Source organism: Stakelama pacifica (assembly GCF_004361835.1).
Taxonomy (GTDB): domain Bacteria; phylum Pseudomonadota; class Alphaproteobacteria; order Sphingomonadales; family Sphingomonadaceae; genus Sphingomonas; species Sphingomonas pacifica.
Genome location: NZ_SNWD01000001.1, coordinates 510,108 through 528,148, shown reverse-complemented (window position 1 = coordinate 528,148; position 18,041 = coordinate 510,108). Strand labels below are relative to the sequence as shown.

General features: G+C 63.6%; 10 protein-coding genes. 3 read left to right on the top strand and 7 right to left on the bottom strand.

Annotated features, from left to right (window positions below; all coding sequences use genetic code 11):
* Window positions 1-15: 15 nt before the first annotated feature.
* From EV664_RS02380 to EV664_RS02365, 4 genes are read right to left on the bottom strand one after another with little or no spacing between them, the layout of a single operon-like run.
* A complete protein-coding gene (locus tag EV664_RS02380) occupies window positions 16-1,038 on the bottom strand; it encodes an SMP-30/gluconolactonase/LRE family protein (protein WP_133494064.1) in 1,023 nt (340 codons plus the stop codon).
* Window positions 1,035-2,378 (bottom strand): GntT/GntP/DsdX family permease, encoded by a 1,344-nt coding sequence (locus EV664_RS02375; RefSeq protein ID WP_133494063.1) that lies wholly within the window; start codon window positions 2,376-2,378, stop codon window positions 1,035-1,037. The genes EV664_RS02380 and EV664_RS02375 overlap by 4 nt, the downstream gene beginning before the upstream one ends.
* Complete coding sequence (locus tag EV664_RS02370) at window positions 2,378-4,675, bottom strand: glycoside hydrolase family 3 N-terminal domain-containing protein (RefSeq protein WP_229668039.1); 2,298 nt, start codon at window positions 4,673-4,675, stop codon at window positions 2,378-2,380. Before EV664_RS02370 ends, EV664_RS02375 begins: the two co-directional genes overlap by 1 nt.
* The gene (locus tag EV664_RS02365) at window positions 4,672-5,784 is read right to left on the bottom strand and encodes a Gfo/Idh/MocA family protein (RefSeq protein WP_133494062.1); all 1,113 of its coding nucleotides are present in this window, start codon (window positions 5,782-5,784) and stop codon (window positions 4,672-4,674) included. Before EV664_RS02365 ends, EV664_RS02370 begins: the two co-directional genes overlap by 4 nt.
* A 132-nt stretch (window positions 5,785-5,916) precedes the next feature.
* Between EV664_RS02365 and EV664_RS02360 the strand changes: the two genes are divergently transcribed.
* Both EV664_RS02360 and EV664_RS02355 read left to right on the top strand, forming a co-directional pair.
* Complete coding sequence (locus EV664_RS02360) at window positions 5,917-8,313, top strand: glycoside hydrolase family 3 N-terminal domain-containing protein (protein WP_188656348.1); 2,397 nt, start codon at window positions 5,917-5,919, stop codon at window positions 8,311-8,313.
* A gap of 143 nt (window positions 8,314-8,456) precedes the next feature.
* Window positions 8,457-10,880, top strand: coding sequence for a hypothetical protein (locus tag EV664_RS02355; protein ID WP_229668038.1), 2,424 nt, complete (start codon window positions 8,457-8,459; stop codon window positions 10,878-10,880).
* A 17-nt stretch (window positions 10,881-10,897) separates the two neighbouring features.
* Here the strand turns inward: EV664_RS02355 and EV664_RS02350 are convergent, their stop codons facing one another.
* From EV664_RS02350 to EV664_RS02340, 3 genes are all read right to left on the bottom strand, one after another.
* Window positions 10,898-12,238 carry a dicarboxylate/amino acid:cation symporter gene (locus tag EV664_RS02350; protein WP_133494061.1) on the bottom strand — a complete coding sequence of 447 codons (1,341 nt, stop codon included), beginning with the start codon at window positions 12,236-12,238 and terminating at the stop codon, window positions 10,898-10,900.
* 215 nt (window positions 12,239-12,453) lie between these two features.
* Window positions 12,454-14,550, bottom strand: a complete 2,097-nt coding sequence (locus EV664_RS02345) for a phosphocholine-specific phospholipase C (protein ID WP_133494060.1) — start codon at window positions 14,548-14,550, stop codon at window positions 12,454-12,456.
* 72 nt (window positions 14,551-14,622) lie between these two features.
* Window positions 14,623-17,007: a TonB-dependent receptor gene (locus EV664_RS02340; protein WP_133494059.1), complete on the bottom strand. Its 2,385-nt coding sequence runs from the start codon at window positions 17,005-17,007 to the stop codon at window positions 14,623-14,625.
* 169 nt (window positions 17,008-17,176) lie between these two features.
* Between EV664_RS02340 and EV664_RS02335 the strand changes: the two genes are divergently transcribed.
* Window positions 17,177-17,956: a DeoR/GlpR family DNA-binding transcription regulator gene (locus tag EV664_RS02335; RefSeq protein ID WP_133494058.1), complete on the top strand. Its 780-nt coding sequence runs from the start codon at window positions 17,177-17,179 to the stop codon at window positions 17,954-17,956.
* Window positions 17,957-18,041: the final 85 nt, after the last annotated feature.

The window sequence follows — 18,041 nt, the reverse complement described above, 5'->3', positions numbered from 1 at the left end:
AATCCCTCTAACCCATCAGGCGGGGCGGCTGAGCCGTACCCGCGCCAGCATATCGTGCGAGGTGAGGAACAGGTCGCGCCCGTTCGGGCCGCCCAGCGCGCAATTGGCGACCGCCTTGCCCGTCGCGACAATGCCGAGCAAATCGCCCTCAGGGGTACAGATATGCACGCCGCCGGGACCGGTGGCGAAGACATGGCCCGCGGAATCGACCTTCAGCCCGTCGGGCAGGCCGGGACGTCCCGCCGCCAGCCCTTCGCTCATGTCGAGAAAAAGACGCGGCGCTCCCGTGGGCATACCGTACGCGTCAAGGCTATAGGCCAGCACCTGGGGCCGCTTCTCGTCCGACAGCGCCAGATAGAGGGTGCGCTCATCGGGCGACAGGCCGATACCGTTAGGGCGGTGGTGGCTGTCGTCGAGCAGCGCAACACTGCCGTCAGGGGCAAGCCGATATACGCCGTTGAACAACAATTCGCGCAGCGGCGATTCGTCGAATGCGCTGAAGCCGTAAGGGGGATCGCTGAAATAGATCGCCCCCGTGCGCGAGATGACGAGGTCATTGGGGCTGTTGAAGCGCTTGCCCTGATAACGGGTCGCGAGCAGCGTCTTTTGCTTCGTCGCAAGGTCGACCCGCGCAATGGCGCGCGTACCGCTGTCGGCCATGACGAGCCGCCCCTGACGGTCGATATCGAGGCCGTTCGCCCCTGCCTCGCGCACAGCGGCGGGGATCGGTCCGGCAAGGCCCGACGGCTTCAGAAAGGGTGCTGCGCCCACACCCGGCTGCCAGCGATGGACGACATTGTTCGGCGGATCGGAAAAGAGCAGATAGCCGCCACGATCGACCCATGTCGGCCCTTCCGCCCAGCTATACCCGGTAGCGAGCACCTCGATCGGGGCATCGGGGGCGATAATCGCATCGAGCCGGGGATCGAGCCGCTCGACAGCGCCGACACGGGGATATTCCGGTTCGGTCAGCGAATGGGCGCAGGCCGCGGCAGGCGCGGCGACCATGGTCCCCAACAGCATTCGACGTGTGATCATGCAAAGCTCCATAACAGCATCGCCATCGCGAACATCACCAGACCGGCAATCGTGGCGCTGACCGTCCAGCTGCGAAAGGTCTGGGCCTCGCTCAGGCCGAGATAGGTTCGTACCAGCCAGAAGCCGGTATCGTTGACATGGCTGGCGATCGAGGCTCCCGCGCCGATCGAAACCGATACCAGCGCGATCTGCCCCGGCGACAGACCCGCCTGCGCGATCAGCGGCGCGGCAAGCCCGGCAGCGGTCACCATCGACACGGTCGCAGACCCCTGCGCCACGCGAACGAACGCAGCGAGCAGAAAGGCGAAGACCGGGACCGACAGGTTGAACGCGGAGACGGCGGCGGTCACCTGATCGCCTGCGCCCGACTGGATCAGCACTTCTTTATACGCCGCGCCCGCGCCGACGACGAGCACCATCAGTCCGGCGGGCGCCAGCGCCTTGGTCATCACGTCGGAAATTGTCTGAAGCGGGGCACCGACTTTCAGCCGAAGCCATAGCCCGACAAAGCCGCAGGCGATGATGAGCGCGGTGAAGGGATGGCCGATAAATTCGAGCACGGTCCGCAGCAGACCGGGCGCGAGCAGTCCGCCGGCCAGCGCGGCGAGCAGGATCAGCGTGAGCGGGATCAGCATCCCGGCAAGTGCGGGGGTAAAGCCGATCGCGGGAAGCGCTGCGCTGTCTTCATCGAAGCGGGGCGGGGGGCCGCTTTCGCCGAAACCGGGCTGGCCAAAAGCGAGCATGGCGAAGACCGGACCCGCCGCGATCGCCGCGGGAATGCCGCAGGCAAGGCCGTACAGCGCGAGCAGCCCGTAATCGGTGCCGATCAGCTCAGCGACCGCCACCGGGCCGGGATGCGGCGGCAGCAGCGCATGCATCGTCAGCAGCCCCGCGAGTAGCGGCAGCGCGAAATACATCACCCGCCGCTTTGCCCGTATGGCAAGCGTCGTCAGCAGCGGCGCAAGCACGATGAAGCCGATATCGAAGAAGAGCGGAATGCCGACGATCACCCCGACGACGACCAGCGCCCAGGGCGCGCGGCGTTCGCCGAACCAGTCGAGCAGGCGATGGGCGAGCGCACCGACCCCGCCGCTCGCTTCCAGCAGGCCGCCCAGCATCGCGCCGAGCCCGATCACTACCGCGACAAAGCCAAGCGCTTCCCCGGTGCCCTTGCGCACTGCCGCCAGCACATCGGCGGCCGGGGCCCCGAAAGCGAGGCCGGTCGCGAGCGCCACGACGAGCAGCGCGATAAAGGCAGGCACTTTGAGGCGAAGCACCATCGCGATCAGCGCAAAGATGCTGATCGCAACGATCGAAAGGCTGCTCCACGGCTCCGCCATCACGTGACCGTAACGCTGGTGGGGCGGGCGGGCGGCGCGATGGAGCCGGATGCTTTGCCGGTCACCCGGAACGTGCCGCGCGCGCGAATATCCTCGCTCGATGCGCCGACGATCACCTCGACCGTGCCGGGATAGGCGGTAAAGCCCTTGCCGTCCCAGACAGCGCCGGTATCGGCGGGTAGCGCGAAGGTGATCCGCCGGGTCTTGCCCGCTGGGATAGATACCCGCTGGAACCCGCGCAGTTCCTTCACGGGGCGCGACATCCCGGCGACGGGCGCGCGGATATAGAGCTGTACTACCTCATCCGCATCGCGATCGCCTGTATTCGCGACCGTCACCGCGATGCGGACCGTCGCGCCAGCATTGGCGCTGTCCGGGCTTATCGCGAGATCCGAATATGCGAAGCTGCTATAGCCAAGGCCATGGCCGAAGGGAAAAAGCGGGCCGATTGCGACATCGTGATAGCGCGAGCTGTCGACCGAAAGATCGGGATTTGCCGGGCGGCCGGTCGGTCCATGCGCATAATATTGCGGCAATTGCCCACTGGTGCGCGGCATTCCCATCGGCAGGCGGCCCGCGGGCGATACGTTGCCGAACAGGATATCGGCCAGCGCAGGACCGCTTTGATTGCCCAGAAACCAGCTTTCGATCACCGCGGGAATATTGCGCAGCGCCGCCTCCAGCGCAAGCGGGCGGCCGTTCATCAGGATGGCAACGATCGGTTTGCCCGTGGCGCGGATCGCGTCGATCAACCGGTCCTGCGGGCCGGGCAGGCCGATATCGGAGCGGCTGCGCGCTTCGGCCGAGAAATCGAAATCCTCGCCCATCGCAAGCAGAACGATATCGGCCGCGCGGGCAGTCTCGACCGCCCCGGCAATGCCGCTCTCGTCCGCGTCGCGCGGCGACACGCCGGGAGCATAGGCAATGCCGAGCGGTTCGAGCGCTCGGCGCAGCGTGACTGCTTCGTCCGGCTGCCCCTGTGCGCGCCACGATCCGATCGCCGAGGAAGCATCATCGGCGAGCGCGCCGATCAGCGCGATCCTTTGCCCCTTGCGCAGCGGCAGCAAATCGCCCTCATTGCGCAGCAACACGATGGACCGCTGAGCCGCCTGACGGGACGCAGCGCGGTGGCCTGCCGACAGAAGCACGCTGCGTTCGCGCGCCGCATCGCCGAAGCGATAGGGATCCTCGAACAGGCCGAGCCGCGCCTTGGCATGCAGGATGCGCGACACCGCCTGATCGACGAGGGTAAGCAGCGCGGGGTCGGCAGCGATCGCTTCGCCCAGATGATCGGCATAGGTGCCGCTCGTCATATCCATATCGACGCCCGCGCGCAGCGCCAGCGCCGCGGCTTCGGCCGGCGTCGTTGCGGCGCCATGCGCGACAAGCTCGATAATCGCGTTCCAGTCGCTGACCACCAGCCCCTGATAGCCCCAATCTTCGCGCAGCACGCCGCGCACCAGATCGGCGTTGCCCGTGGTGGGCACGCCGTTCAGCGCGTTGAACGCGGTCATCAAGCTGCCCGATCCGGCAGCGACCGCCGCTTGAAACGGCGCCAGATAGACTTCGTGCAGCATCCGCTCGGACAGCTCGGCGTCATTATAATCGCGCCCGCCGATCCCGGCGCCATAGGCCCCGAAATGCTTGGCACAGGCCATCACGCCGTCGCCGCTGGCAAGGGTATCGCCCTGAAGCCCGCGAATCTGCGCTTGGGCTATGCGCGATCCCAGATAGGGGTCTTCGCCCGCGCCCTCGACCACGCGGCCCCAGCGGGCATCGCGGGCGATGTCGATCATCGGCGCAAAGGTCCAGTGCAGGCCGCTGACCTTTGCCTCGACGGCCGCGACTTCGGCCGCGCGGCGTGCGACCTCGGGATCGAAACTCGCGGCGAGGCCGAGCGGCACGGGAAAGATCGTGCGATAGCCATGCACCACGTCCATTGCGAACAATAGCGGGATGCCAAGCCGCGATTCCTCCACCGCCACGCGCTGAAGCTTTCGGAGCGCTTCGGCCCCGGCGACATGCAGATAGGAGCCGACCGCGCCCGCCCGCACTGCATCGAGCGCGGCCGCGTCGATCTTAGAATTGAGCGCTTTTTGCCGCCCCCCTGCGCGCTGAGTCATCTGACCCAGCTTTTCGGCCAGCGTCATTCGCGCGATCAGATCCTTGATCCGCGCTTCGTCGCGCGGATCGGGGCGATATCCTGCGTCGGTCGCAAGCGCAGGGAAAGCGCGCGCGCTCGCCGCCAGCAACGCGCTCGCCGCGATCAGCGTGCGGCGGTCGATCGCCATGGTCATACCGCCGCGACTTCCATCCGGCGGCCTTCACGTGCCGAGGCATAGATCGCCTCGATACAGAGCAGGTCGCGCAGGCCCTCTTCGCCCGAAACCAGCGGCGTATCGCCGGTCAGCACGCATTGGGCGAGATGGTCGAGCTGCGCGGTAAACTGGTTCTTTTCCGGCGTCGGCAGGACGCGCGGCGCGGTGGTGCCGTCCCGGTTGATCCGCATCGCCTGCCCCGCATAGGAAGTCGCAGGCTCCATATCGATCCAGCCCTTGGTGCCGGTCACGCGATAGCGGTTATGCGCGCTGCTATAGGAAGAAACGCAGCTTGCCAGAATGCCGGAGGGAAAGGCCATTTCCCAGTTCACCCGGTCCTCAACCTCGCGAAAGCGCGGATCGCTGCGATCGGTCGATTCGCTTGCGCTGACATAGGTCGGTTCTTCGCCGGTCAGATAGCGCGCGGCGTTCAGGCTGTAGATGCCGATATCCATCATCGATCCGCCGCCCGACAATTCGCGGTCGAGCCGCCACTGATCGGGTGCGATCGGGAAGCCGTGCGCCGCGACAATCTCCCGCGTCGGTCCGACATGGCCGGACCGGGCAAGATCAATGGCAAGCCGGTTATAAGGTTCGAAGCGCGAGCGATAGCCGATCATCAGCTTGCGGTTCGCGGCTTTGCACGCCGCGATCATCGCGCGGCATTCGTCGGAACTGGTCGCCATCGGTTTTTCGCACATGACATGCTTGCCCGCTCTCGCGGCTCGGATCGTATATTCGGCGTGCAACCCGTTAGGCAGCACGACATAGACGATATCGATGTCCGGATTGTCGCGCATCCGGTCATAGCTTTGATAATCGTACCAATGGGTGCGCGGAATGCCATATTCCGCGCCATAGCGGGTGAGCTTTTCGGGGGTGCCGCTGACCAGCGCGGTCAGTTTCGCAAATTCGCAGTTTTTGAACTGCGGCATGATCTGCTGAGTTGCATAATAGCCGAGGCCGACGACCGCATAGCCGAGCTTTCGTCCTTTTTCGCGCGCCAGCGCACGCGCGCTCGCCGTGCTGCCGAGGCCGATCGCCAGACCCGCACCGATACCGCGCAAAATGTCCCGTCTGTCGCTCATGCTTCCCCCTCCCAATCCTGTTTTCAGCGTGATTTCAGCAACTTTTTGGTTGCCACCCGCCCGCAATTTTGTGTTAGCGGTATCAGCAAATGGCGGTCTGGCAAAGGCCTGAATTGGAGAGGGGAGTTATAAATGAACAGCAAAATGGTTCGGCGTCAGGCACTTCGCTGGCTTGGCGGCACATCGCTTGGGGCGGCGGCAATGGCCGCTACCCCCGCAGGCGCGTGGCAGGCGGCACGCCCGCTTTATAAGGATGCGCGCGCGCCGGTGCCCAACCGCGTCCGCGACCTGCTCGGCCGGATGACCCTGGAGGAAAAGGTCGCCCAGATGATCTCGCTCTGGGCGACCAAGTCGGAGATTATGGACGGGCTGACCTTCGACCCGGCAAAGGCGAGCGCTGCCTATCCCGCAAGCTTCGGCCAGATCACGCGCGCATCGGACAAGCGCGGGGCGCCTGGCGTGGCTGGCGCGGCGGGCGGCACCGCGGCGAACTGGCGCACGCCCGACCAGACGGTCGATTTCGTCAATGCGGTGCAGCGCTGGGCGCTGAACGAGACGCGGCTCGGCATTCCGGTGCTGTTCCACGAAGAGTCGCTCCACGGCTATATGGCGACCGAAGCGACTATGTTTCCGCAGGCGATCGGTCTGGCGGGCAGCTTCGATCCGCAGCTGATGCACGATGTTCAGGCGCAGATCGCACGCGAGGTACGCGCTCGCGGCGTTCCGTTCGTGCTGTCGCCCGTCGTCGATATTGCCCGCGATCCGCGCTGGGGCCGGATCGAGGAGACCTGGGGGGAAGATCCCTATCTTGCCGGGGAGATGGGCGTCGCTGCGGTCGAGGGGCTGCAGGGGCGCGGCAAGTTCGACATGCTGGCAAAGGACAAGGTCTTCGCCACGCTGAAACATATGACCGGCCATGGCGAGCCACAGGCAGGTAACAATATCGCCCCCGCCGAAATCTCCGAGCGTGAGCTTCGTGAGAATTTCTTCCCGCCCTTCCGCGAAGTGGTCGAGCGCACGTCGATCGGCGCGGTGATGCCCTCCTATAACGAGATTGACGGCATCCCCAGCCATGCGAACAAATGGCTGCTCCATGACGTACTTCGCGGCGAATGGGGATTCGATGGCGTCATCGTCAGCGATTATGGCGCGATTCCCGAACTGGCGACGATCCATGGCGTCGCCACCGATATTCGCGATGCTGCGCGGCAGGCGCTCGATGCCGGCGTCGACAGCGAGCTTCCCGACGGTCTCGCCTATCGCACGCTTGTCGCGCAGGTTCGCGAAGGCCTGGTCCCCGAAAGCGCGATCGATGTCGCGGCGGGGCGGATGCTGGAATTCAAATTCCGCGCCGGACTGTTCGACAATCCCTATGGCGACAAGAAGCTCGCAAAGACAGTCACCGGTAATCAGGCCGCACGCGCGCTTGCCCTGAAGGCTGCGGAAAAGTCGCTGTGCCTGCTTAAAAATGACGGCACGCTGCCGCTGAAGCTGGATGGCACACCGACCATCGCGGTGATCGGCCCGAACCACGCGATTGCCCGGCTGGGCGGCTATTCCTCAGTGCCCAGGCAGACTGTGAGCCTGCTCGAAGGTATGCAGCAAAAGATCGGCAACCGCGCCCGCATCGTGTCGGCGCAGGGCGTGTTCATTACCCAGAGCGAAGACCGGTCGGTCGATGAAGTGCTGCTCGCCGATCCTGCCAAAAACCGTGAGCTTATCAAGCAGGCCGTCGCGGTGGCGCGCGATGCAGATATCATCGTGCTTGCGATCGGCGATACCGAACAGACGAGCCGCGAGGGCTTTGCGAAGAACCATCTCGGCGATCGTACCGATATCGATCTGGTCGGCGAACAGAATGATCTGTTCGATGCACTGCGGGCGCTGGGCAAGCCGGTGGTGGTGACCGCGATCAACGGTCGTCCGCCAAGCTGGCCCAATGTCGCCGAGCACGCCAACGCGATCCTCGAATGCTGGTATCCGGGTCAGGAGGGCGGCACCGCGATGGCCGCCGCCTTGCTGGGCGAAGTCAATCCGGGCGCGAAGCTGCCGGTGACGGTGGTGCGCAACGAAGGGCAGGTGCCGTTTTTCTACAACCATAAGCCCAGCGCTCGGCGCGGCTATCTGTTCGATGACGCGGCGCCGTTATTCCCGTTCGGCCATGGGCTCAGCTATACGAGCTTTGATATCGGTGCGCCCCGGCTTTCGTCGGCGAGGATTTCGACCGACGGGTCGGTCAATGTCGCGGTCGATGTTGTGAATACCGGCGATCGCGCCGGGGATGAGGTGGTGCAGCTCTATATCCGCCACGAAACCGCGTCGGTGACTCAGCCGGTGCTGGAGCTGAAAGGTTTCGAGCGTGTCACGCTGGCACCGGGTGAGCGGCGCACGGTGACCTTTACCCTCGGCCCCAAGACCTTCCGGATCTGGAATCGCCAGATGGAACAGGTGGTCGAACCGGGCAAGGTGCGCATCCTTGCAGGGCCGAGTTCGGCGGTGCTGAAGGAAGCGGAACTCACCATCGCCTGATCGATGGGAGGCGGCGGCCGGATGCGGGCCGCCGCCTTTTCCTGTTCGGCCGAAGCGCGTATCGGCGTCCGCGCCTCCGAAACTACCGCCCTGCCTCATTCCTGACATGCGACAAGGGCAGGAAGCGGAGCGTTGAAAGGAGCATGATGACGGCAATTGCGCGCATTCTGGGTGGTGTTCTGGCGATTTCGTCGGTGCTGGCATCGTCGCCGGCGGCAAGCGCGAAATCCGCGCCCTTCGATCTGCTGGGGCCGTCGCTGCATGTCGCGGTGACGCATGACGGCATGACGCTGCCCGTCCAATGGGTTCCCAATCTGTCGGAGGGTGATCGGATCACGATCCGCCTCGACCGCGATGCCGATCAGGATACACGCTATCGCCTGATCGCCGGTTTCCTGCGCGGCGTCACCGAACGGCCGCCCAAGGAATGGTTTCATGACGCAAAAAGCTGGAAAGACGATAAGGGCGAATTGTCGCTGATCGTGCCGAAGGGCGCGCGTCAGATGGTGGTGTTTGTCATGCCGGAGGATGGCGGCGATGTGAACGCCGTCATCGATATCGTGCGCAAACAGCCCGGCACCTTTGTGCGCGCGACACAGGAGCTCAATCAGGCATCGCTCGACCGCGCACGGCTCGATGCATTCCTGCGCGAACTGCGCGCGGTCGAAAAGCGCAATCCGGCCGGGATAGCATCGGCCTCAAAGGCGCTGACGCGAAGCCTTTCGATCCGGCTCGATACGACGTGTCTCCAACAGCCGGTCGACCTTCAGGCGGCGTGCCTTGCCGATAATCGCGAGGCGATGTTGCTGTCGGACAGCCATACGTCGCAACTTGCATCGACTCTGGTCGGCGCGCCCACCGATCTTGCGCTGCAACTGAGCGCCACGCGGCAGGGCGGCTATGGCCAGTATAGCGCGTATATCGGCGTGGTGCGGGACGTGCTTCGCCTGTTCGGCGCCTTTCAGTCGAGCCAGCTGCAATATATCCCGGCGCTGATGCCGATGGGCGATAGCGACGGGAAGATGCTGCTCAATGCACCCTTGTCCTTCGGAAAGCCGACATCGGTCATGGTCGCAGCGATGCCTGCGATCGAGGCACCCACGCCGCCGCCGCTGCGGCTGGTCGAACCTGAGAAGGCGCTTTGTGCGGCGCCCGATCTGATCGTACCGGTCGAAGGCGCGCCGCTGGTCTATGCCACCCATTATGCGCATAATCTTGCCCTGCGTATGAAGGCCGAGGACGGATCGCCGGTCGATATTCCGATCGCTGCCGATGCAAGGGCGGGCGGATTCAAGGTGCAAAGTGCGCTGCCGCTCGATCGCTTCGCGCCGATGGTGACGGGCCAGCTGGTCGGCGAATGGGGATTTGCTCCGTTCACCGGTCCGAACGTGGCGCTCGCCAATCCGGCGGGGCGAAACTGGACTGCGGGCGAAAATGAGGCTTTGGTCATCGGGCGCGACAATGAAGTGACATTGCGCGGGGGAGCTGCGCACTGCGTCACATCGGTCGGGATGCGCACCGCTTCGGGCGGCATTCAGCCGGTGAAATGGACCACACACGGCGCAGACAGTCTATCGCTGACCCTACCGCTTGAAAATGGGGCGGCGGGCGATGTCGTGCTCATGATCGGGAACAAGGCTGGGGAAGCGGTGCAGCGCGTGACGCTGCCCGCGCTTGAAGAAGCGGCGCGTATCGATTCGATCAGCCTTCACGCCGGGGACGATCATGCGTTCCTGACCGGAACCCGCCTCGATCAGGTTCGCAAGGTGACGGTCGCGGGTATGCGGTTCGAACCCGGACAGCTGACGCGGGTGGGCAAGGGGGATCGGATGATCCTGAACCGTGTCGGTGACGCGCCGGAGGATGCGCCAGCGGCCGGGCAGCGCGTTACCGCTGAGGTGTCATTAACGGCGGAACGGCGGATGCAGGTGGCCGCGATAATCGCGCCACCCCGGCCCCGCGTGTCGCTCATCAATCTCTCCGCCACGAACGCGCAGGCGGAGCAGGGTGCGGCGCTCGCGCTATCTCCTCCGGAAATGGTGCCGCAAAATGCGCGCCTTACCTTTGCCTTTCGTGCGCAGGGCGGGGATGCCCTGACCGGCGATGAGAGTGTCGAGATCGCGACCATGGACGGCAGCGCGACGACCCGCATTGAAGCGGGTAAGGGCTATGACCTGCAGGATGCGCATACCGCGATCCTGTCGTTCAACCCGCTGGATTCGCTGGGCGCAGTGGCGCGTGGCCCACTGCACTTCCGCCTGATCGGCAAAGATGGCGCATCCGACTGGGTGCCGCTCGCGACGCTGGTTCGGGTTCCGGAGGTCAGCAGCGTGACCTGCACGGAAAAGCAGGGTTGCGTCCTGTCGGGCAAGCGGCTTTTCCTGATCGCGCAGATCGCCGGTAATGCGGCGTTCGAAAATGCCGTTTCGGTTCCGGACGGCTTCACGGCGGATCGTATCGAACTGCCCGGCCCGCCGCCCGAAGCCATATTTCTGAAGCTGCGCGACGATCCCAACGCGGTAGCGCGGATCGCTTCCGGCAAGGGCGGACCCGCGCCCGCGAAGTGACGCCGCCGAACGCTTCGCTATTCCACGGCGACGGCGCTCTCGGGAAGCTCGTCGACGCTGGGTAATTCCCCGGCGATCGCCGCGTCGAACTGCGCCTTGTCGAAGCCGCCCTCCCAGCGGGACACGATCACCGTCGCCACGGCGTTGCCGATAAAGTTGGTCAGGCTGCGGCATTCCGACATGAACCGGTCGATACCGAGGATCAGCGCCATACCGGCGATGGGCACGCTTGGAACGATTGACAGCGTCGCGGCCAGCGTGATGAACCCCGCGCCGGTGACGCCCGCCGCGCCTTTCGACGAGAGCATCGCCACCGACAGCAGCAGCAATTGTTCGCCGAGCGAGAGATGGATGTCGGTCGCCTGAGCGATGAACAGCGCGGCCAGCGTCATATAGATATTGGTGCCGTCCAGATTGAACGAATAGCCGGTGGGCACAACCAGGCCGACCACCGATTTGGGACAACCGGCCCGCTCCATCTTTTCGATGAGCGAGGGCAGCGCGCTTTCCGACGACGAGGTGCCGAGCACGAGCAGCAATTCGGCCTTCAGATAGCCGATCAGCTTCAGGATCGAAAATCCGGCAAGCCGGGCGACGGTGCCCAATACCAGCAGCACGAAGATCAGCGCGGTCAGATAGAAGGTCGCGACCAGCCCGACGAGATTGGCGAGCGTGCCGATGCCATAGGCGCCGATGGTGAACGCCATTGCGCCGAATGCTCCGATCGGCGCCGCCTTCATCACGATGGCAACCAGTTTGAAAAAGGCGGTCGAAAGATCTTCCAGCGCGCTGAGCAGACGGTCGCCCCGGTCGCCGATCATCGCCAGGGAAATGCCGAACAGTACCGCGACGAACAGCGTTTGCAGGATATTGCCCGAGGTTATCGCGGACAGCACTGTGTCGGGAATGATCCCCATCAAAAAACCGGTCAGCGTGCTTTCGTGGGCCTTTTGCGCATAGCTGGTCACTTTCGTTGCATCGAGCGTCGCCGGATCGATATGCAGACCGGCCCCGGGCTGAACCACATTGGCGACGATCAGGCCGACGATAAGCGCGAGCGTGGAGAAGAAGAGAAAATAGGCAAAGGCTTTGCCCGCGACGCGGCCGACCCGGCCTAAGTCGCGCATTCCCGCAATGCCGGTGACCACGGTCAGGAAAATGACCGGTGCGATGATCATCTTTACCAGCTTGATAAAGGCATCGCCGAGCGGCTTCAGCGCTTCCCCGGTCGCAGGGGCGAAATGGCCCAGCGCGACGCCCGCGACGATGGCGATCAATACCTGCACATAAAGATGCGCATACCATGGACGCGATCTGGGCGGCGTCGGGGTTGAGGGGCTATGGACGATATGCGCCATGGATCGGAAAGTCCTCTATACGTGTATTGGCAGACCGGTTCTTTGGCCGGATCGACCTCGATAGCGATTTTCCTGCGCTTAGACGATAGCGGTCTTATCGGCGGAAATCAGAGCGTGCGGGCGCGCTTTCGCGATGCCGGTCCCGCGTGCCGCGTGCCCACAGCCCTTGTCGCCGATGCGATTGTGGTGCTCGGCTTGCAAAGGCTGAAACCGGATCAGACGCGCTCTGCGGCACCGAAAGGATCGCTGCACGTCGCCCGTCCGGCACCATCGTTGCGCCCGGCGAAGCGTCGTAGCAGGCCGGGATCGACCTCACTGCGCAAGGTGACGTCGTACCAGCCCAGCTGCTCTCGCAGCGGAAGCCGCGTCTTTCCGACGGCAAGTACGCGCGGCTCCGACATGGTGCCGCCAGTCACAGCACTGCTGAGCGTAAGCTTCAGCGCATGTGCGGATTCCGGCAGGTCGATCGCGAGGGTTTCGGCATCGATGCTCCATGAAAGCCCGGCGATCAGCAACAGGGATTCGCGACCACCGGCGAAATGGCGATGAAAGCCGTTCGGTCCGATGATCCACAGGTCATAGCCATGGTCGCGATCGACCGGCCAGCGACCCTTCAGCCTGTCGCCCGCACCGACGCTGTAGCGCTGCGGTGCCTGGTCGAGTGCGAGCCGGTCATAGACGTGGAAGACGGCCGCCGCACCCTCGGCGGAAAAGGTGAGGGCGATTGCGTCGCCTTCCGCCGCATCGGTAACTTCCAGTCGATAGGGCAGGGGACGAGCGCGGCGGATGCCCGGTTCCTGCCAGGGGGTTAGCAGGCCTTCGGGGGCCGAGGGGCTGATCTGGGTAGTCAGTGCCGCAGCGCGATGCGCGTCCATGGCCGGATCGGGCAGCGACGGCCAGGACGTATCGCTGCCGCCAAAGTCGAAAGCGCTGGTCAGGTCGCCGCAGATCGCCCGACGCCAGGGCGAGATATTGGTTTCGCGAATGCCGAACCGCGCCTCCAGAAAGCGGATTACCGAGGTGTGATCGAAAATTTGCGAATTGACCCAGCCGCCGCGCGACCATGGCGACACCACATACATCGGAACGCGCGGGCCAAGGCCATAAGGACGTCCGCGCAGTTCGGGCAGATCGGCATCGGCGTCGCCTGCGCTCGGCATCAGATGATATTCGCCGGTCAGATCGATGCTCGATCCGCCGTGCAGCGTACCGTCGGTCGAACGCGAGGGTGGAGCAGGCGGCGGCATATGGTCGAAAAAGCCGTCATTTTCATCGAACATGATAAACAACGCGGTTCGTGCCCATAGCTTCGGATCGGCGGTCAGTGCATCAAGCACTGCGGCGGTATATTCGGCCCCTTGCGCCGGGCTCGACGGGCCGGGATGTTCGGAACCCGTGGCGGTGGCGATGATATAGGAAACCTGCGGCAGCCGCCCGGCAAGCACGTCCGCCTTCAGCACATCGAGCGCCTGTGTCTTCAGCGCGCGATCCTTCAGCTCGGGATTGCCCTCGCCCCGATAGGCATCGCGGAACGCAGCGAACCCGACCAGCGGATTGTCGGTGAAATTATCCGCCATATCCTGATAGATGCGCCAGTCTATTCCCGCTTCCTGAAGCCGCTCGACCGTCGTCGTCCAGCGATAGGGCTCTGGAAAACCGCCCTTGTCGGCGAACTGATCGTGCGAATTGCTGATCGCCGGGCCACCCATTGTTCCGCCGGGATCATTGGTGCCGCTCCACAGGAACAGGCGGTTGCTGTTGGTGCCGGTCTGGATCGAGCAATGATAGGCATCGCAGATCGTGAATGCGTCGGCGAGCGCGAACTGGAACGGGATGTCGTTGCGGCGGTAATAGCCCATCGCGCGCTGTTCCTTCACCTCGGGCCAGTGCGCCATCCTGCCTTCGTCCCATGCGCGCTGGGCATCGGGCCAGTTATGCGGCGTCCCGCGCATACGCATCAGATCGAAATTGCGGCGCACGGCAAGGTGAAAGGGGGTGACGACACGCGGTCCGGAGGGGGCATTGCGATCTGATTGCTGCCAGACCGGACGCGGCTGGCTGTCCCGGCGTTCCGGAGCGAGCGGGATGGGAAAACGATCGCCGAACCCACGTACCCCGCGCATCGACCCGAAATAATGGTCGAAGCCGCGATTTTCCTGCATCAATATGACGATATGATCGATATCGGCGATCGTCCCGCTGCGAATGTCCGGGGCGATGGTCGCGGCGCGAGCGATCGACGGCGGCATCGCGGACAGCGCGGCGCCCGTGATGCCGCTGCCCAGTAAAGCCCGCCGCGATATATCGACCATATGCTTTCGTCCCCTGGTATTTCATCGGAAGCGCCGGCGCAGCAGAACGCCGACGCTTCCTTCGGCTGCCGATCAGAAATCGAGGGTCAGCGAAGCCGTCACCGTTCGCGGCGAACCCAGAAACGCACTGCCATAATCGGCACCGCTCAGATAGCGCTCATTTGTCAGGTTCGTGCCCTGAACGGTCAGCGACAGCCCCTTGAGCATCGGATTGACTTTGCCCAGATCGACACCGGCATAGGCATTGACCAGCGTGAAATTGGGCGCAACCTCCTTGCCTTCGGTGCCGATGAAGCGATCCCCGACGAATTTGACCGACGCGCCCGCTTTATATACCGATTTGCGATAATCAGCGGCAGCGACCCACATATGCCGGGGCGAGTTCATCACCTGAACGTCCGGCGCAATCCCGATATCGGCATCCTGCTTGGGATCGCCGGTGCCGATATAGACGGCATGGTTATAGGTATAGCTGCCCGACAAAGTGAGCCCCGGGGTGACGCGATAGGCGAGCGCCGCTTCGATGCCCCGGCTTTTGATACCGCCGACGTTCAGATAAACGCTGTCGCTCTCTTCCAGATAGTCGATCCCGCTGACCAGATTGGACGAGATCGACACGATATGGTTGTTGAATTTGATGTCGTACGCGGTCAGCGATGCCTGAACCCGGCCGTTGGTATAGCGGGTGCCGATTTCGACATTGTCCGCTGTTTCAGGCTTGATACGGCGGGCGTCGCGAACCGATTGTTCCAGCGGTCCGCTGCCGATCGCGGCGAAATTCTGCGAATAGCCGGCGAACAGTTCCAGACCCGTGACCGGCGTTTCATAGGCGAGGCCTGCCGATAGCAGCGGGTCGGAATGCGAATTAAGCTGCGTTACCAGCCGGTCGTTGAGCAGCTCGGCGCGGCGCTGGTTGAGGAAGAACTGTTTTACTCCGACGCGCCCGGTCAGCGGGCCATAGGTCAGCACATCCTCTGCATAATACATGACTTCATCGACGTCATAATCGGTGCTGAACTGGATGTAATAGGGCTTGTGATCGAACGCGATGCCGAGGAGCGGATTGGTGATCTTATGCCAGTCGCGCAGGCTGTTCGAACGGTCATGTTCGAACCAATAGCCCGCCCGCAACGCGTTCGTCACGTCACCGAATTCATGCGTCCAGTCGGCATCGACGGTGAAGCCGAATCGGTTGTTCTTGTAATGGGTGTGCCGGTACGACATCACGCCGGTCGAATCGGAAGCGTAGCAGGTCGGCGAATATTCGGCGGGCACCCCCGCAGTGCCGGTGCATCCGGCGATCATCGTTGCGGCCGCTCCGCTCGGCGTTACGAAATAGATTTTACCCAGAGGATCGCCCCCGATAACGGTATTGCCGCCCAGAAATTCGCTTTCCGGATTGCCCGCGCCGTCATTGGTCACATCGACCAGATAGGGCGGAATCCAGTCGCCGCGACCACGCATCCGGTGGAAATATCCGCCCAGCGTGAACGAGACTTCGCCGATCTTCGTCGCAGCCTTCAGATAGCCGAACAGATTTTTGCGAAGCGCGCGCGACCCGGCGCGATAGGACTGGTCGATATAAGGAATACCCGTCCAGCTGTCGGTATAGGCGTCATGATCGGGATCGCTGCGGAACTGGGCAAGCGATACCGACCCGAATTCGGACTCATCGGCATCGTCATAGGAAACGAAGCCGGTCAGATCGACGGTGTCGATTTTGCTCGTCATCTTCGCATCGACATGGGCGCGGGTCGTGACACCCGCCCCGCCGATCCAGTCATGCACGTGCGAGGTTGAGGCGCTGATATAGGCGCGGGTGTCCGAACCCAGATCGCCGGTATCGTAGCGACCGTAAAACTTGCGCGCGCCGAAATCCCCTCCGGCGGCGGTGAAGCGCAGGCGCTGATCGGCGGTGGGATCGCCGCTGAGATAGTTGAGCGTACCGCCGAGTGCTTCGTTCGAGCGCGACGAGATGTCGGCCGTCCCCTGAGAAACGATCACGGTTTTGAGGTCGAGCACGTCGAGATAGCGATTGGCGCGCGATCCGCCGCCATAGCCCGATCCGCCATTCGGCATCCCGTCGATCGTGGTACCGATCTGCTGCCCGCCCGCACCGCTGCTGAACCCGCGAATGCTGATCGACGTCGCCCAGTCGGATGAGCCGAACGCATCGCCTTCGGACACGAAAACGCCGGGCAGTTCGTTGAGCACGTCGTTGACGCTGGTCAGCGCCGATTGGCGATCGATCATCGCCGGCGTGACCTGGCTGTTGGCGAATGTGGTTTTCTGACCGGTTACAACGATTTCGCCCGAATCTTGCGAACCGGTGGAATCGCCGTCGCTATCGCTGGTGGCGGTCTCTGCCGGCGTGGTTTCGGCCGTTGCGACATGCGCCTGGGCATGACCGGTTGCTGCCGCAATCGCAAGGATTGCAGCCCCGAATTTGAATTTCATTCTATGCTCCCTGACAGCCTTTGCGGTTGATCATTGTGGCTAGCTGTTTCGGGCGCCCCAATGGCAGCGATGCGTGACATCGGTGTGACACTATGTGAGTTTATGTTGCTTTTTGCTTTTTGGCGCGGAATGAAGGCATACAACCGTGATCGGTGGGGACAGCGAAAGGATGCGCAACAAGGTGATACAGGCTGACCGCATCTCGCAGATTGTGACGTTGATCGAGCAGCAGGGCGCCCGGTCGATCGGTTCGCTCGCCGCGCATTTCGGCGTTTCGCAGGAAACCATTCGCCGCGATATCCGCCAGCTGGAAGCGCGCGGCAGGGTGACCAAGGTGCATGGCGGTGTCACGCTGCCCGATGCCCGGCTGGAGGCGCCCTATCGGGCACGCCTGCACGAGCGCGCCGAAGCAAAGCAACGGATCGCGAAGATAGCCGCGCGCGAAGTTTCGGAAGGAATGACCGTGCTCATCGATTCGGGCACGACCTCCTTCTGGGTGGCGCGCGAACTTGCGCATATCGCCCGGCTCACCGTCGTTACCAACAGCCTTGAGGTGGCGGGCGAGATACTCGGCCGCACCGGTCAGCGGCTTTTCCTGGCCGGAGGAGCAATCAATTCCGATTATCGCGCCGCCTTCGATGCGGACGCTATTGCCTATAGTCGCCGCTTTGTCGTCGATCTTGCGATCCTGTCGATCGGGGCGATCGAGGCGGATCGCGGCTTTCTGGATTTCGAACCCGATGAAGCCGCGTATAAGCGGGCGATGCTCGACCGCTGCCGCCGCGTAATGATGGTGGCCGATATCAGCAAATTCGAACGGATCGGATCGGCCTTTGTCGCAGGGTTTGCCGACGCGCATGATCTGGTCACCGACATGCCTCCGCCGCAGCCGATCGCCGAAGCGGCGCGCCTGCATGGCACCCGTCTACGGGTGGCGGACAGCGAATAAGCAGTCCCGGCGCTTTCGCCTGCGCATCGGGTTGCCGCTCGCCGACATGCAATCGGCAAATCGTTGGCCCACTTTACTATCAAAT

Bases quoted from the DNA above. Each gene is read 5' to 3' on its own strand.
- EV664_RS02380 (WP_133494064.1), bottom strand. From the start codon at position 1,038: ATGATCACACGTCGAATGCTGTTGGGGACCATGGTCGCCGCGCCTGCC.
- EV664_RS02350 (WP_133494061.1), bottom strand. From the start codon at position 12,238: ATGGCGCATATCGTCCATAGCCCCTCAACCCCGACGCCGCCCAGATCG.
- EV664_RS02375 (WP_133494063.1), bottom strand. From the start codon at position 2,378: ATGGCGGAGCCGTGGAGCAGCCTTTCGATCGTTGCGATCAGCATCTTT.
- EV664_RS02365 (WP_133494062.1), bottom strand. From the start codon at position 5,784: ATGAGCGACAGACGGGACATTTTGCGCGGTATCGGTGCGGGTCTGGCG.
- EV664_RS02355 (WP_229668038.1), top strand. From the start codon at position 8,457: ATGATGACGGCAATTGCGCGCATTCTGGGTGGTGTTCTGGCGATTTCG.
- EV664_RS02370 (WP_229668039.1), bottom strand. From the start codon at position 4,675: ATGACCATGGCGATCGACCGCCGCACGCTGATCGCGGCGAGCGCGTTG.
- EV664_RS02360 (WP_188656348.1), top strand. From the start codon at position 5,917: ATGAACAGCAAAATGGTTCGGCGTCAGGCACTTCGCTGGCTTGGCGGC.
- EV664_RS02345 (WP_133494060.1), bottom strand. From the start codon at position 14,550: ATGGTCGATATATCGCGGCGGGCTTTACTGGGCAGCGGCATCACGGGC.
- EV664_RS02335 (WP_133494058.1), top strand. From the start codon at position 17,177: ATGCGCAACAAGGTGATACAGGCTGACCGCATCTCGCAGATTGTGACG.
- EV664_RS02340 (WP_133494059.1), bottom strand. From the start codon at position 17,007: ATGAAATTCAAATTCGGGGCTGCAATCCTTGCGATTGCGGCAGCAACC.